Source organism: Flavobacterium sp. (assembly GCF_965284515.1).
Lineage (GTDB): Bacteria > Bacteroidota > Bacteroidia > Flavobacteriales > Flavobacteriaceae > Flavobacterium.
In genome coordinates, this window is record NZ_OZ260089.1 from 1,910,171 (window position 1) to 1,933,266 (window position 23,096).

The 23,096-nt window shown below is 29.7% G+C and carries 22 protein-coding genes; 8 read left to right on the forward strand and 14 right to left on the reverse strand.

The window, feature by feature from the left end; genetic code table 11:
- Position 1: 1 nt before the first annotated feature.
- A complete protein-coding gene (locus tag ACQ65T_RS08785; RefSeq protein WP_430400704.1) occupies positions 2 to 2,305 on the reverse strand; it encodes an FAD-dependent monooxygenase in 2,304 nt (767 codons plus the stop codon).
- A gap of 4 nt (positions 2,306 to 2,309) precedes the next feature.
- Positions 2,310 to 2,915 carry a flavin reductase family protein gene (locus ACQ65T_RS08790; protein ID WP_430400705.1) on the reverse strand — a complete coding sequence of 202 codons (606 nt, stop codon included), beginning with the start codon at positions 2,913 to 2,915 and terminating at the stop codon, positions 2,310 to 2,312.
- 124 nt (positions 2,916 to 3,039) lie between these two features.
- Between ACQ65T_RS08790 and acs the strand changes: the two genes are divergently transcribed.
- Together acs and ACQ65T_RS08800 are read left to right on the forward strand one after the other, a co-directional pair.
- Complete coding sequence (gene acs / locus ACQ65T_RS08795; RefSeq protein WP_430400706.1) at positions 3,040 to 4,947, forward strand: acetate--CoA ligase; 1,908 nt, start codon at positions 3,040 to 3,042, stop codon at positions 4,945 to 4,947.
- Between the two features lie 9 nt (positions 4,948 to 4,956).
- Positions 4,957 to 7,425, forward strand: a complete 2,469-nt coding sequence (locus ACQ65T_RS08800; protein ID WP_430400707.1) for a zinc-dependent metalloprotease — start codon at positions 4,957 to 4,959, stop codon at positions 7,423 to 7,425.
- A gap of 1 nt (position 7,426) precedes the next feature.
- On the opposite strand, the gene ACQ65T_RS08805 is transcribed toward ACQ65T_RS08800, so the two are convergent.
- Positions 7,427 to 8,032, reverse strand: a complete 606-nt coding sequence (locus tag ACQ65T_RS08805; protein ID WP_430400708.1) for a 3'-5' exonuclease — start codon at positions 8,030 to 8,032, stop codon at positions 7,427 to 7,429.
- 2 nt (positions 8,033 to 8,034) lie between these two features.
- Positions 8,035 to 9,954 (reverse strand): DUF294 nucleotidyltransferase-like domain-containing protein, encoded by a 1,920-nt coding sequence (locus ACQ65T_RS08810; protein WP_430400709.1) that lies wholly within the window; start codon positions 9,952 to 9,954, stop codon positions 8,035 to 8,037.
- A 173-nt stretch (positions 9,955 to 10,127) separates the two neighbouring features.
- On the opposite strand from ACQ65T_RS08810, the gene ACQ65T_RS08815 reads away from it, so the two are divergent.
- The 6 genes from ACQ65T_RS08815 to ACQ65T_RS08840 all read left to right on the forward strand — a co-directional run bounded on the left by ACQ65T_RS08815 (position 10,128) and on the right by ACQ65T_RS08840 (position 14,596).
- Positions 10,128 to 10,493 carry a hypothetical protein gene (locus ACQ65T_RS08815; RefSeq protein ID WP_430400710.1) on the forward strand — a complete coding sequence of 122 codons (366 nt, stop codon included), beginning with the start codon at positions 10,128 to 10,130 and terminating at the stop codon, positions 10,491 to 10,493.
- 111 nt (positions 10,494 to 10,604) lie between these two features.
- Positions 10,605 to 11,213 (forward strand): YqaA family protein, encoded by a 609-nt coding sequence (locus ACQ65T_RS08820; protein WP_430400711.1) that lies wholly within the window; start codon positions 10,605 to 10,607, stop codon positions 11,211 to 11,213.
- The gene (locus ACQ65T_RS08825; protein ID WP_430400712.1) at positions 11,210 to 11,497 is read left to right on the forward strand and encodes a DUF3817 domain-containing protein; all 288 of its coding nucleotides are present in this window, start codon (positions 11,210 to 11,212) and stop codon (positions 11,495 to 11,497) included. Before ACQ65T_RS08820 ends, ACQ65T_RS08825 begins: the two co-directional genes overlap by 4 nt.
- On the forward strand, positions 11,498 to 12,745 hold the full coding sequence (locus ACQ65T_RS08830; RefSeq protein ID WP_430400713.1) for a mechanosensitive ion channel family protein: 1,248 nt from the start codon (positions 11,498 to 11,500) through the stop codon (positions 12,743 to 12,745).
- Between the two features lie 81 nt (positions 12,746 to 12,826).
- Entirely contained in the window at positions 12,827 to 14,113 is a 1,287-nt protein-coding gene (locus ACQ65T_RS08835; protein WP_430400714.1) for an OmpA family protein, read from the forward strand.
- Between the two features lie 90 nt (positions 14,114 to 14,203).
- Complete coding sequence (locus ACQ65T_RS08840; protein WP_430400715.1) at positions 14,204 to 14,596, forward strand: glyoxalase; 393 nt, start codon at positions 14,204 to 14,206, stop codon at positions 14,594 to 14,596.
- On the opposite strand, the gene ACQ65T_RS08845 is transcribed toward ACQ65T_RS08840, so the two are convergent.
- The 10 genes from ACQ65T_RS08845 to hisG form a co-directional block, all read right to left on the reverse strand.
- Positions 14,593 to 15,258, reverse strand: a complete 666-nt coding sequence (locus tag ACQ65T_RS08845; protein ID WP_430400716.1) for a DUF2461 domain-containing protein — start codon at positions 15,256 to 15,258, stop codon at positions 14,593 to 14,595. The genes ACQ65T_RS08840 and ACQ65T_RS08845 overlap by 4 nt on opposite strands.
- Before the next feature lies 1 nt (position 15,259).
- On the reverse strand, positions 15,260 to 15,649 hold the full coding sequence (locus tag ACQ65T_RS08850; protein WP_430400717.1) for an acyl-CoA thioesterase: 390 nt from the start codon (positions 15,647 to 15,649) through the stop codon (positions 15,260 to 15,262).
- A 61-nt stretch (positions 15,650 to 15,710) separates the two neighbouring features.
- Positions 15,711 to 16,325 carry a bifunctional phosphoribosyl-AMP cyclohydrolase/phosphoribosyl-ATP diphosphatase HisIE gene (gene hisIE / locus ACQ65T_RS08855; protein ID WP_430401352.1) on the reverse strand — a complete coding sequence of 205 codons (615 nt, stop codon included), beginning with the start codon at positions 16,323 to 16,325 and terminating at the stop codon, positions 15,711 to 15,713.
- A gap of 99 nt (positions 16,326 to 16,424) precedes the next feature.
- Entirely contained in the window at positions 16,425 to 17,180 is a 756-nt protein-coding gene (gene hisF, locus ACQ65T_RS08860; protein WP_430400718.1) for an imidazole glycerol phosphate synthase subunit HisF, read from the reverse strand.
- Between the two features lie 2 nt (positions 17,181 to 17,182).
- On the reverse strand, positions 17,183 to 17,926 hold the full coding sequence (hisA, locus tag ACQ65T_RS08865; RefSeq protein ID WP_430400719.1) for a 1-(5-phosphoribosyl)-5-[(5-phosphoribosylamino)methylideneamino]imidazole-4-carboxamide isomerase: 744 nt from the start codon (positions 17,924 to 17,926) through the stop codon (positions 17,183 to 17,185).
- 56 nt (positions 17,927 to 17,982) lie between these two features.
- The gene (gene hisH, locus ACQ65T_RS08870; RefSeq protein ID WP_430400720.1) at positions 17,983 to 18,564 is read right to left on the reverse strand and encodes an imidazole glycerol phosphate synthase subunit HisH; all 582 of its coding nucleotides are present in this window, start codon (positions 18,562 to 18,564) and stop codon (positions 17,983 to 17,985) included.
- Complete coding sequence (hisB, locus tag ACQ65T_RS08875) at positions 18,564 to 19,703, reverse strand: bifunctional histidinol-phosphatase/imidazoleglycerol-phosphate dehydratase HisB (protein WP_430400721.1); 1,140 nt, start codon at positions 19,701 to 19,703, stop codon at positions 18,564 to 18,566. The genes hisH and hisB overlap by 1 nt, the downstream gene beginning before the upstream one ends.
- 1 nt (position 19,704) lies before the next feature.
- Positions 19,705 to 20,742, reverse strand: a complete 1,038-nt coding sequence (hisC, locus tag ACQ65T_RS08880) for a histidinol-phosphate transaminase (protein ID WP_430400722.1) — start codon at positions 20,740 to 20,742, stop codon at positions 19,705 to 19,707.
- Between the two features lie 2 nt (positions 20,743 to 20,744).
- Positions 20,745 to 22,040: a histidinol dehydrogenase gene (gene hisD / locus ACQ65T_RS08885; protein WP_430400723.1), complete on the reverse strand. Its 1,296-nt coding sequence runs from the start codon at positions 22,038 to 22,040 to the stop codon at positions 20,745 to 20,747.
- 38 nt (positions 22,041 to 22,078) lie between these two features.
- On the reverse strand, positions 22,079 to 22,936 hold the full coding sequence (gene hisG, locus ACQ65T_RS08890) for an ATP phosphoribosyltransferase (protein ID WP_430400724.1): 858 nt from the start codon (positions 22,934 to 22,936) through the stop codon (positions 22,079 to 22,081).
- Between the last annotated feature and the right edge of the window lie 160 nt (positions 22,937 to 23,096).

Genomic DNA, 23,096 nt, shown 5'->3' on the forward strand with positions numbered 1-23,096 from the left:
ATTACTTAATTTCATGACTTTCAGGTTTCAGTGCTTTTTTCATTCCTTCTATCATTTTACGTTCACTTCCTTTTAAAGGATATAAATGGGAAGTTCCTGTTATGTATTGTTTTGGAATATCAGAAGTTCTGAAATCTTCATAAGCTTGAGCATTTCTTACAAAATTAGGATCTAATAATAAAGGTCTTCCTAAAGCTACTAAATCTGCTCTTCCGTTCAAAATTATTGTATTAACTTGGTCAATATCTTGAATATAACCAGTTGTAATTGTTGGAATATGAACTGTATTACGAACTGCGTCAGAGAATGGAGTTTGCCACATTCTACCTATTTGAGGTTTTTGATGCGCAACTGTATTTCCTGTAGAAACATTAATAATATCTGCTCCAGCTTCTTTAAAAGCAGTTGCAATTATAAATACATCCTCTTCTGAAATTCCGTTTTCAGCCCAATCTGTTGCGGATATTCTAACCGACATTGGTTTTTCTTTTGGAAAAGCATTTCGCATTGCTTTAAACACACGTATTGGGAATTTTAAACGATTTTCAATACTTCCACCAAAATCATCTGTACGAATATTAGTTAGTGGTGAAAGGAAAGAAGCTAATAAAAATCCATGATGCGCTTGTAGTTCAATCAAATCAAATCCAGCTTCATTTGCGTTTATGGTTGCTTGAACGAATTGTTCAGTAATGATATTCATGTCTTCCAAAGTCATTTCCTTTGGAGTTGGAGAATTTTCATTGAAAGCAATTGGAGAAGCAGAAATCAAATTCCATTTATCTTGTAAATCTTCGGTTTCCCAAGGCTTTTTTGTTGCGCCTTTCCTTCCAGAATGACCTAATTGAATTCCTATTTTAGAAGACGAATTTTTATGAATAAAATCAGTTGTTTTTTTCCATTCAACCATTTGATTTTTAGAATACATTCCTGCACAGCCTAAAGTAATTCTTCCAGTTTCTGAAATAGCTGTCATTTCAGCAATTATTAAACCTAATCCACCAATTGCTCTGTTTCCATAATGCATTAAATGCCAATCATTCACTAGTCCGTTTTCTGCAGAATATTGTCCCATGGCACTCATGACAATTCTGTTTGGTAATTCTAAATTTCGTAGTTTAAATTTTGAAAAAGCTGCTGGTGCCTCGACTGCGCTCGGTGTGACATCTTGATTAATATCATTAAATTCTTTTAATACTTTATTCGTATAAGATTTATCTCGAATGCTTAAGTTTTCGAAAGTAACCTTTTTAGAACGCGTCATACAGCCAAATGAAAATTGGTAAAATGGATGCTGCATGTGTCTGTCCATGTTTTCGAACCAATCTAACGATACATTTGCAGCATATTGAATCATTTCAACACGATTTCTTCTCGATTTTTCATAGTTTTCAAAAGCAGCAGGAATATTATTTGGATTTTCTACAATGGCATCTGATAGTGCAATGGCACATTCCATTGCTAATTTAGTTCCAGAACCAATAGAGTAGTGGGCAGTTGCTTTAGAATCGCCAAGCAATACAATATTGTCTTTGTGCCATTTACCATTAGTAACGTGCGGAAATTGACGCCAATGAGATTTATTTGTAATCAAACCATGTCCTTCTAGCTCTTCTTTAAATATTTCTTGTATTTTTTGTGTTGTATCTTCTTCATTATACGTATCAAATCCGAAATTTTCCCAAGTTTGTGGACTACATTCAAAAATCCAAGTACTCATTCCTTCTTCGTATTGATATGTATGCGCAACAAATGCACCTTTAGGAGTAGATCTAAAGAAATAAGTAAATGCATCAAGTGGTTTTGTTGAGCCCATCCAAACGAATTTATTTTTCTTCAATTCAACTTTTGTTTCAAATTCTGACTCGAATTGTGTACGAATTACACTTCCAATTCCATCACATGCTACAATTACATCACTATCGCTAAATTGGCTTAAATCCTCTACGTTGGCTTCAAAATGCAAGTTTACACCTTCTTCCTTACAGCGTTGATGTAACAATTGTAAAAGTGTTTTACGTGAACAGCCACAAAAGCCGTTTCCTGCAACACTTACTGATTCACTATCACGAGCTACAACAATATCATCCCAATAAGCAAATTTACTTCGAATAAGTTCGTAAGATTCTGTATCCCGTGTTAAAAACTCTCCTAAAGTTTCATCTGAAAAAACCACTCCAAATCCAAAACTGTCGTTTGGTTTATTTCGTTCGTATACATTTATTTCGCAATGTGGCATTGCTTTTTTAGTCAATATAGAAAAGTATAAACCTCCTGGACCACCGCCAATTACTGTTATTTTCATGCTTTTAATTTCTTTTAATAGAAAATATTTCTCCTATTTTACTATAATTAGAACCTGCTAAACGTGCTACAGGCTTATATTTATCAAGATTAATTCGGTTTCCTTCCATTAATATGTCATCATTGATATGCATCGTTAAAATTTTACCAATAACAATACATGCACCACCATTTTTATGATCTTCCAAAAAATAATGATGTACCATTTCACATTCAAAATGGACATAACTTTCTTTTACACGTTTAGGTTTAATAAAGATAGAATCAATGGGAGTTAAGTTAGCTAATTCAAATTCATCAACCTCTGAATCAACACTTTGAGAAGTCATATTCATTTGCTCAACTGTTTCTTCTGTTACTAAATTAACAACAAACTGTTTGTTTTGCAAAACATTATTCAAAGTATCTTTGTTCTTATTTCCTGAGCGAACTGTCGAAAACATTAGATGAGGAGGATCTTCACCTACAGCATTAAAAAAAGAAAAAGGGGCTAAATTATTTATTCCATTTTCATCAATTGTTGATATCCAACCAATTGGTCTAGGTATAATTGTTCCTGTAAGTAGTTTATATAAAACTGAACCATCAGTTTTTAAGCTATCAAATCTCATTTTTAAATTTTAATCCTATAAATTAACAAAAAAAATGTCGTTTAATTTTTAAAAAAAATAAAAAATTTAGAAGATTAACAATACAAATACTAAATTTACAATTCATAATAAAAACAGCATTTACATGAGTTATTATAAAATTCCAAGTTTAGAACAATATTTTAAACATTATAAAAAATCAGTTCGTGAACCAAGAAAGTTTTGGGACAAAATAGCATTTGAAAATTTCTCATGGTATCAAAAATGGGATAAAGTTTTTGATTTTGATATTGAAGAGGCAAAATTTAAATGGTTTGTAAATGCTAAAGTAAATATCACAAAAAATTGTATTGATAGACATTTATCAAAAAGAGGAGAGAAAACAGCTATAATTTTTGAACCAAATGACCCCTCTGAGGAAGCTTTACATATTACATACAATGAACTATATGTCAGAGTTGCTAAAATGGCAAATGTTTTACAAGAACAAGGTGTTAAAAAAGGGGACAGAGTTTGTATTTATCTACCAATGATTCCTGAACTATCAATTGCAGTATTAGCATGTGCAAGAATAGGAGCTATTCACTCTGTTGTTTTTGCTGGTTTTTCATCATCTGCATTAGCTTCAAGAATTAATGATAGCGATTGTAAAATGGTTATCACATCTGATGGTGGTTTTAGAGGAAATAAAGTTATTAATCTTAAAGAAATTGTAGACGAAGCATTATTAAACTGCTCATGTGTAGAAAAAGTTTTAGTAGTTAAGCGTACAAATGATTCAATAAATATGAATGAAGAAAGAGATATTTTTCTTCAACCTTTGTTGGATAATGCTTTAAATTCACATATTGCGGAAATAATGGATGCTGAGGATCCTTTATTTATATTATATACATCCGGTTCTACTGGAAAACCAAAAGGAATGGTTCATACAATTGCTGGTTATATGGTTTATACTGCATATACTTTTAAAAATGTTTTTAATTATGAAGAGAATGATGTGTATTGGTGTACAGCAGATATTGGTTGGATTACTGGACATTCATATATTTTATACGGACCTCTTCTAAATGGTGCAACAACGGTAATGTTTGAAGGTATACCGTCATATCCTGATTTTAGTAGGTTTTGGCAAGTGATTGAAAAACATAAAGTTAATCAGTTTTATACTGCTCCAACAGCAATTAGAGCTTTGGCAAAAGAAAAATTAGATTTTGTTCAAAAATATCAATTGAATTCACTTAAAGTTATAGGCTCTGTTGGGGAACCAATAAATGAAGAGGCTTGGCATTGGTATAATGATCATGTTGGAGGTAAACGTTGCCCAATTGTTGATACTTGGTGGCAAACAGAAACAGGAGGAATTATGATTTCACCAATTCCATTTATTACACCTACAAAACCTACATATGCTTCATTACCATTACCAGGAATTCAACCGGTTTTGATGGATGAATTAAGAAATGAAATTGAAGGAAATCAAAAAACTGGTAGTTTGTGTATTAAATTTCCTTGGCCGAGTATGGCAAGGACTATTTGGGGGGATCATCAACGTTATAAAGAAACTTATTTTACTGCTTTTCCAGGAAAATATTTTACAGGAGACGGGGCATTAAGGGACGAAGTAGGATATTATAGAATTACAGGAAGGGTAGATGATGTTGTTATTGTTTCAGGCCATAACTTAGGTACAGCCCCTATAGAAGATGCAATTAACGAGCACCCAGCAGTAGCTGAAAGTGCAATAGTAGGATTTCCTCATGAAATAAAAGGTAATGCACTATATGGCTATGTTATTTTAAAAGAACATGGAATTAGTAGAGATAAAGATAATTTGACAAAAGAAATAAATCAAATGATTTCAGATCAAATTGGTCCTATAGCAAAATTAGATAAAATTCAGTTTGTTGAAGGTTTACCCAAAACCCGCTCTGGCAAAATTATGCGTAGAATTTTAAGAAAAATAGCAGAAGGAGATATTAATAATTTTGGAGATATTTCTACATTATTAAACCCAGAAATTGTTGAAGAAATTAAAAATGGGAAACTTTAAAATATCAATATGAAGAAAATATATACTATAACCATTTTTATGCTTTTTATTAGTATTCCTAATCATGGTCAAATTTTTAAGAAGAAAAAAAATAATAAAGCACAAACACAAGTTGCAGTAACTCCCGAAAAAAAGAGGGAAGGTAAAATAAAAGAATATTCAAAAGTTATAACTAAAGAGACTATATCTGATGAAGGCTTGTTTACCTCACATAAAGTTGATGATAAACATTACTTTGAAATTCCTAAAAAGTTATTAGGAAAAGATATGTTACTTGTAACACGTTTAGCAAAATTACCTTCAGGATTAGGAGGTGGTTATGTAAACGCAGGTTCTTCGGTTAACGAACAATTAATCACTTGGGAAAAGTTTCAAGATAAAATACTTATTAAAGTAAAATCTTATTCTTCTATTGCTAATGATAGTTTACCTATTAGCATTTCTGTAAAGGCTAATAATTATGAACCTACTTTATATGCTTTTGATATAGTAGCTTTTTCTAAGGATTCAATGAATATTGTTATTGATGTCTCAAAATTTTATGGAACAGATGTTAAGGCAATAAGTGGTTTGTCATCAGGTTTAAGGGATTTATATAAAGTAAGAAATTTAGATGATTCTAGAAGTTTTATTAATACTGTAAAATCATTCCCTACAAATATTGAAGTAATTCAAGATTTTACTTTTAACGCATCAAAACCACCAACTTTGCAGGATACGGAAAGTATTAGTATACAAGTAAATCAATCAATGATTTTATTGCCTGAAAAACCTATGACACCAAGGTATTTTGATAGAAGAGTGGGGTGGTTTACGGTTAATCATATTGATTATGGTAGCGAAGAATTAAAATCTGATGAAAAAACATATTTAAGAAGATGGAGATTAGAACCTAAAGATTTAGTGGCATATAAAAGAGGTGAATTAGTAGAACCTTTAAAACAAATTGTATATTATTTGGATCCTGCAACACCTGAAAAATTAAAAAAATATATTAAAGCAGGAGTCGAAGAGTGGCAAAAACCTTTTGAAGCTGCAGGTTTTAAAAATGCAATAGTATGTAAAGAAGCACCAACCAAAGAAGAAGATCCAGAATTTAGTCCAGAAGACATTCGATATTCTGTAATAAGATATGTGGCAAGTACAACTAGAAATGCTGTTGGACCAAGTGTTTCAGATCCTCGAACTGGAGAAATTATTGAGAGCGATATAATTTGGTATCACAATCATTTACGTTCATATCGCAATAGATATTTATTAGAAACAGGAGCTTCAAATCCTTCTGCACGAACACTTAACACAAGTGATGAAGAAATGGGTGAAATGATGCAAATGGTTATTGCCCATGAAGTTGGTCATGCTCTAGGATTTCCACATAATATGGGTGCTAGTTGTGCATATGATGTTGAAAATTATAGAAAAGCGCCTTTTACTAAACAATTTGGAATATCTGCTAGTATAATGGATTATGCAAGATATAATTATATCGCTCAACCAGAAGATAAAGAGGTGAGATATATTCGTCAAATGGGACCTTATGATTTTTACGCTGTAAACTGGGGGTATAGAGTAATACCAGATAAGACTATTGAGACTGAAAAAGATATATTAAATAAATGGATTATTGATAAAGCAAATGATCCTATTTATAGATTTGGGAATCAGGGCAGTAGGTTTGATCCTAGATCACAAACTGAAGATATTGGAAATAATTCTGTAAAAGCGAGTACTTATGCCTTAAAAAACTTAAAAATTGTAGCTGAAAACCTTCCAAATTGGACAAGTTCTCAGACAAATAATTATGATGATTTAGAAGAGCTTTATAGCGAATTGTTAAGTACTTGGAGTAGGTACGTAGGTCATGTTGTTACTCAAGTTGGTGGCGTTTATGAAGATTATAAAAACCCAAATCAAGCTGGTAGTGTTTATTCTGCAGTTCCAAAATCTACTCAGATAGAAGCATTAAATTGGCTTCATCGTAATGCTTTTTCCACACCAACTTGGATGGTTAATAAAAAATATTTACAAAATATTAATTATTCTGGATATATTGAAAAGTTTAGTAATCAACAAGTTCGTCATTTAAATTCACTTTTAAGTCTTGATAGAATAGGGAGATTATTAGATTCGGAATACTTAGACTCAAATAATTATAGCGCATTAGAATTTTTAAAAAACTTAAGAAGCGGAATTTGGAAAGAAACAGTTTCTAATGAAATTCCATCTGTTTTTAGACGAAATCTTCAAAGAGCATATATTGAACGTATGGAATACTTGATGAAGGAGGAAATTAAGAATACAAAATCAAGTAATTATTATAATGTTTCTCAATCTGATTTAAGAGCATTAGTGAGAAGTGAATTAATTAATTTAAAAAAATCATTAAATAGCTCTAAAAACACTAGTAAAAATGAGGTTAGTAAAATACATTATATTGATTGTATTGAAAGAATCAATAAAATATTAGAACCTAAATAAATTATATACTCAATTTTTTCTTTAATTTTAAAAACAATATGGCTGTTATATATGCATCACCCGATGCTGTATGACGGCCATTTTTTTTAACTTTATAAATATTACAAAGTTCATCTAAACTAATAGATTCTAAAGTAGTGTCATCAATTAGTTTTTGATGCATAAGACCAATATCCATATATTGATTTTTAAGTGTTCCAAGGCTTAGCCTACTTAATGCTTCATTAATCATTTCAATATCAAAATTGATTTGATGACCTACAAGAGTTGCGTTTTTAGCAAATTTTAAAAACTGTATAACAGCTTCCGCTTCAACAAATTTTTCTTCTTTACCATCTTTTAAAATTCCATGATATTCAACAGAATTAGAGTTAAAAACTTCTTGTTGAAGGAAAATTTCCATAAAATCACTTACAATTATTTGATTATTTTTAATTGAAACTGCAGCTATCGACAATATTCTGTCAGTTTCTGAATTTAATCCAGTTGTTTCGCAATCAAAAACAATATATTTTTCATCATTTAGAGGAGTTTCAAATGATGATAGGTAATTTTCCCAAAATTTTGGATTTTCTTTCGAAAATTTTTTGAACCAATCCCAATTCATATTTAGGTAAAGTAAGTTAATTGAAATTTATTCTTTATAATATCTTGTACTTCATTAATAGGACCGAAGGTGTTTTTTAATTTCACTTTATCCAATTTTGAAAGCTCATTTAAATTTAAATACCTTCCATCACTAGTGTTTTTAAGACCTTCCTCAGTTCTAAACTTTAATAATACCAAAAATGCTTCAGCACATGCTTCATATATTACAGCATTTTTAGGGTCTAATTCTGAGAGTTTTAAAAAGCGATTATATGTGTTATTAATATTTCTAACTCCGTAACTAAGTATAAGTAAACGAGATGCATCTACAAGAGACAAAATAGCTCTACTTTTAATATCAAAAGTATCTTTATGTTCACCATCACTTTCAACTAAAAATTGTCTAAAAAAGCCTAATGGAGGTGGATTTTTCAAAGCATCAGCGCCTAAGAAAGCATAAAACACTTGGTTGTCTTTAGATTCTTTAAAAATAGTTTCGGTTAAAATATCAATTAATTTTTCATCGCCATAAACAAAGTCATAATCAAAAAAGATAGTATTAATAAGTATTCCTTTATCACCAGGAGTATTGATCCAACCTTTAAACTGACTTTTCCAATCCGTTAAAGATTTACACCACATCGGATTATTCGCCATCATTTCCGCTTCACAATAACTATAGCCAATTTTATTCAGTTTTTTGGTAACAGAGTTACCGACTTCAAGGAAATATTTTTTTACATCATCATACTTATCATCAGCAACATCTTCAAAAACTACTGCATTATCTTGATCTGTCAATAATAATTGTTCTTTACGCCCTTGACTACCTATATTTATCCAAGCAAAACGGGCTGGAGGAGGAGTTTCCATTTTTTCAATTGAAAGTTCAATAGCTTTTCTGGTAATTGCAATATTAATTTCGGCAACAATAGAACTTATATGATTGATAGGAATGTTTTTATCAATTGAATTCTGTATTAAATCAATTATTTTTTCTCTAATAAGTTTTAATTCAGATACTTTATTTGCTCTTTTGACTTCTTTTAATAATACACCAGGGTTGTTAGCTTGAGCAACAACAATATCATGTTCAGATATAATACCCGAAATTTCAGAATAAATCGTACCATCTTTTGTAACACATAAATGCCCAACATTATATTTTAGCATCATTATTTGAGCTTCGGCGATGGATAAATTTTCATTCACTGTGATAACGGGAGAAGACATTATTTTATCAATTGTTACATCAATAGAATATAGTCCTGTAGCAATTTTAGATCGCAAATCTTTGTCAGTAACGATACCTATTGGTAATCGGTTTTCGTGAATAATTATACTTCCAATTTTTCTACTCGACATAGTTTGAGCTACAAACTTAACAATATCATTTGGTGAAGCTGTAATTGGATTTAAAGTATATTTTATGGGTTGAAAATGTTGTATTTCAGTAGTACTATCATCATGAATTATATTTTCTGAAAGTAATTTTCCTTTATGGCTTTTATCATATGGGTTTCTAGTATTTGATGCAAAACTTTGTAATACAAAATTCAAAACAGAAACATTATTTGCTACAATTGGTTTAAAACTTTCAATAGGTATAGCATATAAAATCGATTCTTCTCTTGCTTTTGCAGTCATTAAGTAATTATCTTTAGCAAAAAAAGGTCTTAAACCTAAAATATCGCCTTCATCACATTTATCAATTAATACTTCGTCAGAATCTGAAGTAAGTGATAATCCAACTGCGCCATTTGCAACAACATAAAAACAATCATGTGTATTATCATTTATTTTAAAAAGAATTTCATTTTTTTCTAAATAGACAACTCTTGTATTTTTAGCAATATTTAATAAATCGACATATTCAATACTTGAGAAAGGGTGGAATTGTTTCAAAAAGTCTGTTATTCTTTCAGCAATTGGGTTTTTCATATATACGCCAGTTATCTTACGAAATTACAATTTCTTTTTTATATATTTAAAAATATTCTATTTTACATAATGTATATTATAATTCATAATTAATACGTGAAAAAATAGGTTAAAAAAAGGTTGTGTAAAAAAGTAATAAACTCTAATTTTGTAAACCTTATAAATAAAGCCTTATGGAAAATAGATATGCACTGAAATTGATAGAAAAGATTCAAAAAGATTTAATCAAAAATAAATTTGAAGTAGAATCAATTGTTACAGATTTAAAAAAAATTAGAGAATATTCTCTAGAAGAACAAAATCCTGTTGTTACTAAAGCTCTTCGTTTAGCATATGAACACTTAGAAAATAATAATGCATTTTTTATTGGAATTCCAGATGACGAACCTTTAGATGATGAAACTGAAGCTACTACTGTAATATCTAAAGAAAATGATTTAGAGAGTTTTGAATACTTTTTATCGTTATTAACAGATTTATCTAAGAAGAATAATTTACTAGATTTAAAGGAATACAATAATGCATTTATTGCATTTTAATACTATTCTATTTTACATAATATAAATCGGTACCAAGTGCCGATTTTTTTATATATACTTTAACGTATTTATAAAAAATACAGATTAATTTTGTACTGCAAATTAACCCAAATGGAAAAACCTAAAAAATCAAGATTCAAACTTTTACATCAGTATTATAAATATACTGGATTTTATCGTTTTATTTGGACTAATACTAAAAAAGCAATAATTCCATTAGTTATTGTAATTTCTATTTTACTTTATATAAACTATAAAGTAATGAGTATTAATGAAATGATGGTATATATTACTCAGAATTTTAGTGATCTATCTATTTTTTCTGTGTTTTTTGTTTCTGAAAGTTTCCTCGGATTGTTACCACCAGATATTTTTATTGCATGGACAAAAAGTACTGAAACACCTCTACTCTATTTATCCATTTTAGCTGTTTTATCGTATTTAGGCGGTGTTATTGCTTATTTAATGGGAAGAAGTTTATTATTGATTCCTTTGATAAATGAGTATTTTGAAGGTAAAATGTCTAAACATATTAAAAACATGCAAAAATGGGGAGGATTTTTAATTGCTGTAGGAGCTCTACTTCCACTTCCATTTGCAATGGCTTGTTTAGCAGCAGGAATGATTAATTTTTCAAAAAAACACTTTTTCTTATTTGCATCGCTTCGTGTATTTCGTTTTGTAATATATGGTTTCGCAATTTATTCAGCATTATCATGATAAAATTCTTTAAAATTATTGCCTTATTAGAAGGTATTTCACTTTTAGCTTTATTTTCTAATATGTTATTTATAAAACCATCAAATTTTGATCTTTACAAATCATTTTTGTTTCCAATAGGAATGTCTCATGGAATATTATTTATAGCTTATATTGCTTTAGCTGTTTTATTTAAATATGAAAACAAGTATAGTTTTAAAACCTTTTTTATAATCAGTTTGGCTTCTTTTATCCCTTTTGGGACTTTTTATATCGAAAAAAAATATTTAAATAAGTTACAATAAATGAAAATATTTAATTGGGCATATTCTCTCTTAAAAGATTTAAATTTTAGTGAAGACACTGCTTCCTATTCAAATCTATTTGTTAATATTGTTCTATTAATTGCATTAGCTTACATTTTAGATATTGTTTGTAAAAAAATATTAATTCTTATTCTTTCAGTTTTCGCAGCAAGAACTAAATCATCATTTGATGATTTTTTAGTAACAAATAAGACTGCTAAATACGTTGCCCATTTAATTCCTCTTTTATTTGTTTATAAAACAGTTCCTGTAATTTTAAAACAATTCACCTATTGGGAAGATATTTTTGAGAAAGGCATTAAAACTTATATCATATTATTATCTCTTTGGGTTATAAGAAGTGTTTTTAATGCTTTAAGAGATTATTTAAAGCATAAACCAAGATTTAGTGATAAGCCTATAGATAGTTACATTCAAGTAATTATGATTATGCTTTGGATTCTGGGTGTTGTTTCATTTATAACAATATTATTTGATATAAGTAAAACCGCTTTTTTAGCAACATTTGGTTCCATTTCTGCAATCATTATATTGATTTTTAGAGATACAATACTTGGTTTTGTGGCAAGTATTTCTGTTTCTGTTAATGACATGGTTCGAATCGGAGATTGGATAACCATGGATAAGTTTGGGGCAGATGGAGACGTTATTGAAATTAATTTGGCAACGGTTAAAGTTCGAAATTTTGACAATACAACAACAACAATTCCTACCTATAGTTTGATTTCAGATTCTTTCAAAAACTGGCAAGGAATGCAAGTTTCTGATGGGCGAAGAATTAAGAGGTATATTTTAATTAAACCTGGTTCAGTTAGGTTTATTCAAGACAACGAATTAGATACATTTAAGGATATTCAGTTTTTAACTTCCTATGTAGAACATAGAAAAAATGAAATTGATAAATTTAATGAAGTAAACGATTTCAATAAATCAAAAAGTATTCTAAACGGTAGAAATTTAACCAACTTAGGTCTCTTTAGAAAATACATTACTCAATATCTGCAATTCCACACTGGAATAAACAATGATATGCTTTTGATGGTTCGTCACTTACAACCTACTGAAAAAGGTATTCCATTAGAAATCTATTGTTTTTCTAAAGACAAAGAATGGGAAAATTATGAACATATAATGGCAGATATTTTTGATCATATTATTTCATCTGTAAAGTATTTTGATTTAGAAGTTTTTGAATTTTCATACGATTATCTCAAAGAAAATAAATAATTATATAAATAAACATTGAAAAGATTTTTTTTAGTGTCATTATTTATATATTTTTGCGCAGTTATTAAATTAAACAAAAAAATGAAAAAAATTACTACAGCCTTAGTCTTAATTAGTTCTCTTTTTGCTTTTGCTCAAGAAGAATCTAAAACTAATGATAAAAAAACATTTGATTTCAACAGATGGTCAATTGATATTAATGGTGGAATAAGTAGACCAACAGCTCCTTTTACTGTAAATAATTATGTTCCAGATTTCAGTCCTTATCATGTTGATTTAGGGTTACGTTATATGTTTACTACTAAAGTAGGTTTAAAATTAGATTTAGGTTATGATAATTTTAAAGAAGCTAAGAATAGTCAAAAATTTGAAGGTAAATATTCAAGAATAGGTCTTCAAGGAGTTTTAAACTTAGGACGTGCTTTAAATTTTGAAGATTTTTCTGAAAAACTAAACTTACAGTTACACGCTGGTTTTGGTTATGCTTATTTAGAATCAAATGGTTTTTCAGGTAAAGATGAAATGACTTATGTGCCAATTGGTTTAACTGCACAATACAAAATATCTAACAGAATAGCATTTAATGCTGATTTTACGATGATTAATAATATCAGTCAACATTATACTTTTGATGGTAAATCAGGAGGTGTTGGAGGTTATGTTATTGAAGACAGAGGTTTTAACTCTACTTTATATAATGCTACAGTGGGTATTTCAATTTATCTAGGTAAAAATGAAAATCATGCTGATTGGTCTGTATATTCTAAAAAAGATATGGAGTTACTTGCAACTATTGATAGTCTTCAGCAAAGAGTTGATGATATTGAAACAATGATGAATGATACAGACCGTGATGGTGTTGTTGATTATTTAGATGTTGAGCCAAATACAATTAATGGTGTTGCAGTTGATACAAAGGGAAGATCAATAGATAATAATAATAATGGTGTGCCAGATGAGCTTGAAACTTATATTCAAAATAACAACAAGCAAATACTAGCAGCTAATTCATCTAATGGTTATATTAAAGAATTAATCAATGGTGGTTATGTAAATGTTTATTTTGATACAAATTCTACTAAACTAGGTAAAGAATCTATGGGTTCTATAAACTTTGTAGTAAAATATTTAAATGAAAATCCTTCAGAATCAATTGATATTTTTGGTTATGCTGATGATTTAGGAAATACAGAATACAATAAATCATTATCTGAAAGAAGAGCTACAGCAGTTAAAAATCTTATTGAAAAAGCAGGTATTAATGCTTCTAGATTAAATATTAATGCTTTAGGTGAAGACTCTTTATCAGGTTCTAAATCTAAAGATGCAAGAAGTTTTGTTAGAAAAGTTACTTTCAAATTGAAATAATTAACAACTTATTCTTAATAACTTATAAATAACCTTCAGGAAACTGGAGGTTATTTTTTTTACCTTTAAGTAATTCAAAAAACTGTAAATATGAAAACTAAAGACGAATCTATTTTAGAAATCAGAGGAGAATCTATTGGTACAATTACAGAAAGCTCCAGTTCAGAAGAAAAATTTCAAAACCAAACCTTACGCCCTATTTTAAAATTTCAAAATGATTTATTTATTGAAGTTTTTAGAAATTATGCAACTAAGCAAAAAGGTGTGTTTTTCACTCTTTCTCCTGAAAAAAAAATGAATTATATTGAGAATGCTATTCAGCGTGATATTAAATTTAGAAACTCTTTAAAAGGAATTGTAATGGGAATGTTTACAATTACTGAATATAAAGAATACATTCAAAACTCTTCAAATATTAATAAACGGATGATGAATTTATTAATAGAACGTCTGAAAAGCCAAATTCAAATATTTGAGGCTTAATAAATACTTTCACCATTTAAATTAGTCGTTAAAACATCGCTCATATAATCAAAAAATGGACGCATTGCTTTAAATGTCTCAACTACTTCATTTTTAAAATCTGGTGATAAAACTTCTTTGTCTGAAAAAGATCTTGTTACCAAAAATTGTTTTTTACGAATTATATCAATGTCTGGATGCATTTTATCAAAATCTCTTGGAGCTGTTTTCAATTCTTCACCTTCTAAAGTTCCAAAATACTCTTTAAATGTTGATTGATTAATTATCTGGCGTAATTCTGAAGCATCAAGTTCAATTTCTTTTCTAATACGAAATAAATCTTCTTTATTGGGTTCCCAAAAACCACCGCCTACAAAACTTGCACCTGGTTCAATATGTAAATAATAGCCACCACGTAGCATTGGTTTTGTACGATTAAACCCAACACTAAAGTGATTCTTATAAGGTAATTTATTTTTAGAAAAGCGAACATCTCTATAAATTCTAAAAATTTGAATTCGCTCTATACTATCTACTTTACCTAATAAAGTTCCTATTTCATTAAAAAAAGTTTTTACTTTTTTTTGTTCAGCATCAAATTTTTTCTTGTTTTCAGCAAACCATTCTCTGTTGTTGTTTTCTTGTAATTTTTCAAGAAAATCTAATGTAGTTTTAGGCAGCATATTATTTACTTAATCTGTTTGATATGTACTCTATTTGAGTTTTTCCATGAGGTTTAGGCTTTCCATCTAACCCTAAATTTACCATAATAATATTCTCAATTGTAATTATTGCTTCTCTTGTCATCATGTTTCTAACCTCACAATTAAGAACAAGTGAAGAAGTTCCAAATTTAATAACTTCTAATCCTATTTCAACAATATCTCCTTGTTTTGCAGCACTCATAAAGTTTATTTCGCTCATAAATTTGGTAACTACTTTTGGGTTTTCTAATTGCACAATCGAATATAAAGCAGCTTCTTCATCTACCCAAGCCAATAACCTGCCACCAAATAAAGTTCCGTTTGCATTTAAATCTTCGGGCTTAACCCATTTTCGTGTGTGAAATTTCATTTTTATTTTAAAGGTACAAAAGTTTAAGAAATTCCCGAATACTTCAGATGATTATTAACCTTTATTTCTTATCTCTTCCTTTTAAAACATTTACAACATCATTTAATTGAAACCCTTTTGCTTGTAATAAAATTAAGTAGTGAAAAAATAAATCAGCACTTTCTGATAAGAATAAATCGTCGTTATTGTCTTTTGCTTCTATAACTACTTCAACCGCTTCTTCTCCAACTTTTTGAGCAATTTTATTCATTCCTTTAGCAAATAGACTGGCTACATAACTCTTTTCAGAATCGGCATTTTCTTTGCGTTCTTGAATAGTATTTTCTAATTTAGAAATGAATCCAAAGTTCTGATTATTAGTTTCTTGCCAACAAGTATCTAAACCTGTATGACAAGTTGGTCCTACTGGATTTACTTGAATTAAAAGTGTATCGTTATCACAATCATTTTTAATAGAAACTAAGTTTAGAAAGTTGCCACTCTCCTCGCCTTTTGTCCATAATCTGTTTTTTGAACGACTAAAAAAAGTAACTTTATTTATTTCCAAAGTTTTATCTAAAGCTTCTTGATTCATGTAACCCAACATTAAAACATTTTTAGTTTCATTGTCTTGAATAATTGCTGGAATTAACCCGTTTGTGTTTTTTGTAAAATCTATTTTCATAATTATTTTTATATTTATATTCGTCTTTTCGAGTAATTTTTGAAACTTTTCTCGATACTTTCAGATGAAATCTGAAAACTCTAATCGACATTTCAAAAATTGTATCGAGAACTATAATCTAACTTCAATATTTTGTTCTTTTAAATATTGCTTTAATTCAGGAATTTCAATTTCTTGAAAGTGAAAAACACTCGCAGCCAAAGCAGCATCAGCTTTTCCATTGATAAAAGCATCAACAAAATGTTCTTTAGTTCCTGCTCCGCCTGATGCAATAATTGGAATATTAACTAAAGTTGAAAGTTTAGCTAAAGCTTCATTGGCAAATCCGTTTTTGGTTCCATCATTGTTCATGGAAGTGAATAAAATTTCACCTGCTCCTCTTTTCTCAACTTCAATTGCCCAATCAAATAAGTTTAATTCGGTTGCAACCTTTCCTCCTACTAAATGTACTATCCATTCTTCATTGATTTTCTTAGCATCAATAGCAACTACTACACATTGACTTCCAAATTCTTGTGCTAATTCGTTAATCAAATTCGGATTTTTGACAGCAGAAGAATTTATTGAAACCTTATCCGCTCCATTTTTTAGTAATATAGAAACATCTTCCACAGAGCTAATTCCACCACCAACAGTAAAGGGAATATTGATAGTTTTTGCAACATTTCTAACCAAATCGACTAAAGTTTTTCTTCTTTCTTCAGTTGCTGAAATGTCTAGAAAAACCAATTCGTCAGCGCCAGTTTCTGCATATTTTTTAGCTAATTCAACTGGATCTCCTGCATCTTTTAAATCCACAAAATTGACACCTTTTACGGTTCTTCCGTTTTTGATGTCTAGACATGGAATTATTCTTTTTGTCAGCATGTTTATTGGTTTAAAATGAAATTTTCTAATTGTTTTAAGGAAATTCTTCCTTCATAAATGGCTTTACCAATGATTGTTCCTTCACAACCTAATTCGGATAATTTGGGTAACTCATCAAAAGTTGAAATTCCTCCAGAAGCGATTAGTTTTATCTTCTCGACTCCGCTCGAAGTGACACATTGTGATATAATATCTTGATATAGTTCAAAACTTGGTCCTTCTAGCATTCCGTCTTTAGCTATATCCGTACAAATTACATATGAAATTCCGTCTTTTTGATAGTTTTGAATAAACGGAATAACTTCTTCGTTACTTTCTTCTAACCAACCTGAAACAGCTATTTTTCTATTGTTGGCATCTGCACCAAGAATTATCTTGTCTGTTCCATATTGGTTAATCCATTCTTTGAATAAAGTCGGATTTTTAACAGCAACACTTCCTCCTGTTATTTGATTTGCACCACTTTCAAAAGCAATTTTTAAATCCTCATTAGTTTTTAAACCGCCACCAAAATCAATTTTTAGTTTGGTTTTAGTCGCAATTTGTTCTAATACTTTATGATTGATTATTCTACTCGATTTTGCACCATCTAAATCTACTAAATGTAAATATTGAATTCCTGCGTCTTCAAAAGATTTGGCAACTTCTAAAGGGTTTTCGTTGTATATTTTTTTTGTATTGTAATCGCCTTTAGATAAGCGAACACATTTTCCTTCTATAATATCTATGGCTGGTATAATTCTCATTTTCAATGTCAATTTCAATAGCAAGAACAAATTCAAAGTCCTAGCTTAATGTTAGTTTATAGTTTTAAAAAGTTCTTTAAAATTTGTTCTCCAATAACTCCACTTTTTTCTGGATGAAATTGTACACCATAAAAATTATCTTTTTGTAAAGCTGAAGCATATTCTATTTCATAATTAGTTGTGGCAATCATTTCTTCAGATTTAGAAGCATAGAAACTGTGAACTAAATACATATAATCATTTTCATTAATTCCATTAAATAATGGGGATTTTAAATCATAAATTGTATTCCAACCCATTTGTGGTACTTTAACCGCATTTGAAAATTTGATAATATCTACATCAAAAATTCCTAAACCATTTGTATTTCCTTCTTCCGAACTTTTACACATTAATTGCATACCTAAACAAATTCCTAAAACAGGTTGCTTCAACTTTGGAATTAATTGATCTAAACCAGATTCAGTTAGCTTTTTCATGGCACTACTCGCCTCTCCAACGCCAGGAAAAATAACTTTATCTGCAGATTCAATAAAAGTAACATCATCAGTCAAAACTCCTTCAAAACCTAATCGTTCTAAAGCAAATTGAATGCTTTGGATATTTCCTGCGCCGTAATCTATAATTGCAATTTTCATTATAACATTCCTTTTGTTGATGGTAAAATCATTTTATCTGTATCTCGTTTTACGGCAACTTTTATAGCTTTTGCAAAAGCCTTAAAGATAGCTTCAATTTTGTGGTGTTCGTTAGTTCCCTCCGCTTTGATATTTAAATTAGCTTTAGCTCCATCTGTAAAGGATTTGAAAAAATGAAAAAACATTTCTGTTGGCATTTGACCAATCATTTCACGTTTAAAATTGGCTTCCCAAACCAACCAATTTCTTCCTCCAAAATCAATAGCTACTTGCGCTAAACAGTCGTCCATTGGTAAACAAAATCCGTATCGTTCAATTCCTAATTTATTTCCCAAAGCTTTTGCAAAAACTTCTCCTAATGCAATTGCTGTATCTTCAATGGTGTGGTGTTCATCGACTTCTAAATCGCCTTTGACTTGAATATCTAAATCCATTTGACCGTGACGCGCAATTTGATCTAACATGTGGTCGAAAAAGGCAATTCCTGTATCTATTTTACTTTTTCCGGTTCCATCTAAATTAACTGTGATTGCAATATCTGTTTCATTTGTTTTACGAATAATAGAAGCTGTTCTTTCTTCCAATTTTAAAAACTCATAAATTGTCTTCCAAGAAGTTGTAGTTAATGCAATTGTAGACGCTAATTCTTCTAAAGAAGATGCAATTTCGCTTTCACCAAGGTTATCTTCGTTTTTAATAAAAATAGCTTTAGAACCTAAGTTTTTAGCCAATTCAACATCAGTAATCCTATCGCCTAATACAAATGAATTAGATAAATCATAGGCTGGATTATTCAAATATTTGGTCAACATTCCAGTTCTAGGTTTACGAGTTGGCGCATTGTCTTCGGGGAAACTTTTATCGATAAAAATTTCATTAAATGTAACTCCTTCATTTTCAAACGCTTTTACAATAAAATTTTGCGCTGGCCAAAAAGTATCTTCTGGAAAACTAGTTGTTCCTAAACCATCTTGATTGGTAACCATTGCCAATTCATAATCTAATTCTTTAGCGATTTTGGCCAAATATTGAAATGCATTCGGATAGAATTCTAATTTAGATAAACAATCTAATTGGTAATTTTCTGGTTCTAAAACAATTGTTCCATCTCTATCTATAAATAATACTTTTTTAGCCATTTTAAAATGATTTTAAAGTTTCGATTAAATTTAAGTTTTCTTCTTTAGTTCCAATAGTAATTCGTAAACAATTTTCACATAAAGGCTGGGTTGATCTGTTTCTAACTACAATTCCCTTATCTATAAATTGTTGATATCGTTTATCAGCATCATCTACTTTTATTAGAAAAAAATTAGCATCTGTAGGATATATTTTTTTAATAAATGAAAAATTTAACAAAGCTGTTTTAAGTTTTTTTCTTTCAAGTAAAATCTTTTTAAGTTGTGGTTTGAAAGTCCCTTGTAATAATTTTCTAATTGCATTTTCTTGTGAAGATACATTCATATTATATGGAGGTTTTATCTTATTTAAAACGGTTAAAACATCTTTAGAAGCATATAAAATTCCAACACGCAAACCCGCCATTGCGTAAGCTTTAGATAATGTTTGGGTTACAATTAGATTAGGAAAATCACTCAATTCCACTAACCAACTTTTATTTTTTGAGAAATCGATATACGCTTCATCAATAACAACTAATCCATTAAAATTATTTAAAATTTTAAGAACAGCTTCATCTGAAAAAGAATTTCCCGTTGGATTATTTGGTGAACATAAAAAAATAATTTTAGTGTTTTTATCCACCGCATTAAAAATTGTATCTACATTAGGCTGAAAATCATTAGTTAAAAGAACCTCTCTGTTTTCAACAGCATTAATGTTTGCTAAAACACCATACATACCATATGTTGGTGGTAATGTAATAACATTGTCTTTATTTGCTTCGCAGAATGCTCTAAAAACCAAATCTAACACTTCATCACTTCCATTTCCAAGTAAAATATTTTCAGCATAGACGTCTTTTATAGCTGCAATTTCTGCCTTTAAATCTTTTTGTTGCGGATCAGGGTAACGATTAAATCCGTTTGAATATGGGTTTTCATTTGCATCTAAATAGACCATTTCTTGTGTGAAATTTTGAAACTCATCTCTTGCTGAAGAGTACGGTTTCATCTTTTTTACGTTTTCACGAACTATATTGTTTATATCGAAACTCATTTTTAAATCTTTAATTTTTTTAAATATTTCAATCTCAACGTTACCGCATTTTTGTGAGCTTGTAAACCTTCAGCTTCAGCCATTAATTCAATAGCATTTCCAATATTCTGGATTCCTTTTTGGGAAATTTTTTGGAATGTCATTGCTTTTTGAAAACTATCTAAATTTACTCCGCTGTAGCTTTTTGAATATCCGTTAGTTGGTAAAGTATGATTGGTTCCAGAAGCATAATCTCCAGCACTTTCAGGAGTGTAGTTACCAATAAAAACCGAACCAGCATTTTCGATTCCATTAATGAAGAAATCTTCATTTTTAGAACAAACAATAAAGTGTTCAGGTGCATATTCATTAATTAAACTTAATGCAATTGATTTATTTTCAACAAATATTAATTTAGAATTATTAATAGCAACTTGCGCAATTTCTTTTCTTGGTAATATTTCTAATTGCTTATACACTTCTTCTTCCACATTTTTTAAAACATCTTTTGAAGTAGTAACTAATATAACTTGACTGTCTTTTCCGTGCTCCGCTTGACTTAATAAATCGGAAGCTACGAATGAAGGAACAGCCGTTTCATCAGCATAAACTAATAATTCGCTTGGTCCGGCAGGCATATCAATTGCTACACCATTTTGTGAAGCGTATTGTTTTGCAATGGTTACAAATTGATTTCCTGGTCCGAAAATTTTATATACTTGCGGAATGGTTTCCGTTCCATAAGTCATTCCTGCTATGGCTTGTATACCACCTACTTTGTAAATTTTAGTAATTCCACATAAATTTGCAGTATACAAAATTACTGGATTGATATTTCCATTTTTATCTGGTGGTGTACATAATATAATTTCTTTACATCCTGCAATTTGAGCAGGAACAGCTAACATCAAAACAGTTGAAAATAAAGGAGCAGTTCCGCCAGGAATATATAAGCCCACTTTTTGAATAGGACGTTTCTCTTGCCAACATGATACACCTTCCATAGTTTCAACTTCAATTTTACCTGTTTTTTGAGCAAAGTGAAACTTATAAATGTTATTCTTGGCTAGTTCAATTGCTTCTTTCAATTCAGTAGAAATATCCTTTTTAGCTTTTTCAATTTCTTTTTGGGTAACTAAAATATTATCTACTGTAGCTCCATCAAATAATGATGAATATTTTGAAATAGCTTTATCTCCCTTTTGTTGCACTTCTTTAAAAATTTGTTTTACAGTTTCTTCTACATCTGTAAAAGATTGTGTTGGTCTTTTTAAAATTTCAGACCAGTTTTGTGGTTGTGGGTTGTATATTTTGTTCATTTTTTCAGTCTTTTCTCTTTGTTCTTTTTCTAATCTCTTTACAAAACCATTTTTTCTATTGGACAAACTAAAATGCCTTCTGCTCCTGCTTCTTTGAGTTGATCAATTACATCCCAAAAGGTATCTTCATCTATTACAGAGTGCACACTACTCCAACCTTCTTCTGCCAATGGCATAACCGTTGGGCTTTTTAAAACAGGAAGAATGTTACTGATTTTATTTATTTTATCATTAGGAACATTCATTAAAATATATTTTGATTTTTTTGAACGTAAAACGGATTGAATTCTGAATTGTAATTTTGATAAAAGCGCTTTAGATTCAGAAGATATTTGTGGTGAAACAGCTAAAACTGCTTCGCTTTTTAGAATGACCTCTACTTCTTTTAATCCGTTTTTGAATAAAGTACTTCCGCTTGAAACAATGTCAACAATTGCATCTGATAAGCCAATGTTAGGAGCAATTTCAACCGAACCTGAAATTTGGTGAATATCTACTGTTATTCCTTTAGATGAAAAGAAATCTATAACTGTTTTTGGGTAAGAAGTCGCTATACGTAATCCATTTAAGTCTCTTAACGATATATAATCAAAGGCTTTAGGGACAGCGACAGAGACTTTACATTTTGAAAACCCTAATTTTTCAGCAACTTGAATCCCTTGACCTTTTTCAACTAATAGATTGTCGCCCACAATAGCAATATCTACAACTCCATCGATTAGATATTGAGGAATGTCAGAATTTCTAAGGAAATAGACTTCTAAAGGAAAGTTTGAAGCCGTTACTTTTAATTGGTCGTTTCCGTTATAAACAGAAATACCTGAATCTTTTAAGAGTTGAATACTTTCTTCGTAAAGTCTTCCTGATTTTTGAATTGCAATTTTTAAGATACTCATTTTGTTTTGAAAATTATTGAGTATACCTAATAGCTGTTTTCATGGAAAGAAAAAAACCCGTTTGATATACTCAAACGGGTTTATAATTATTTTGGGTTATTACACAAAAATATCATTACCTGGCTTGAGCTTGGTTTAAATGATGATGATGATGTAATTG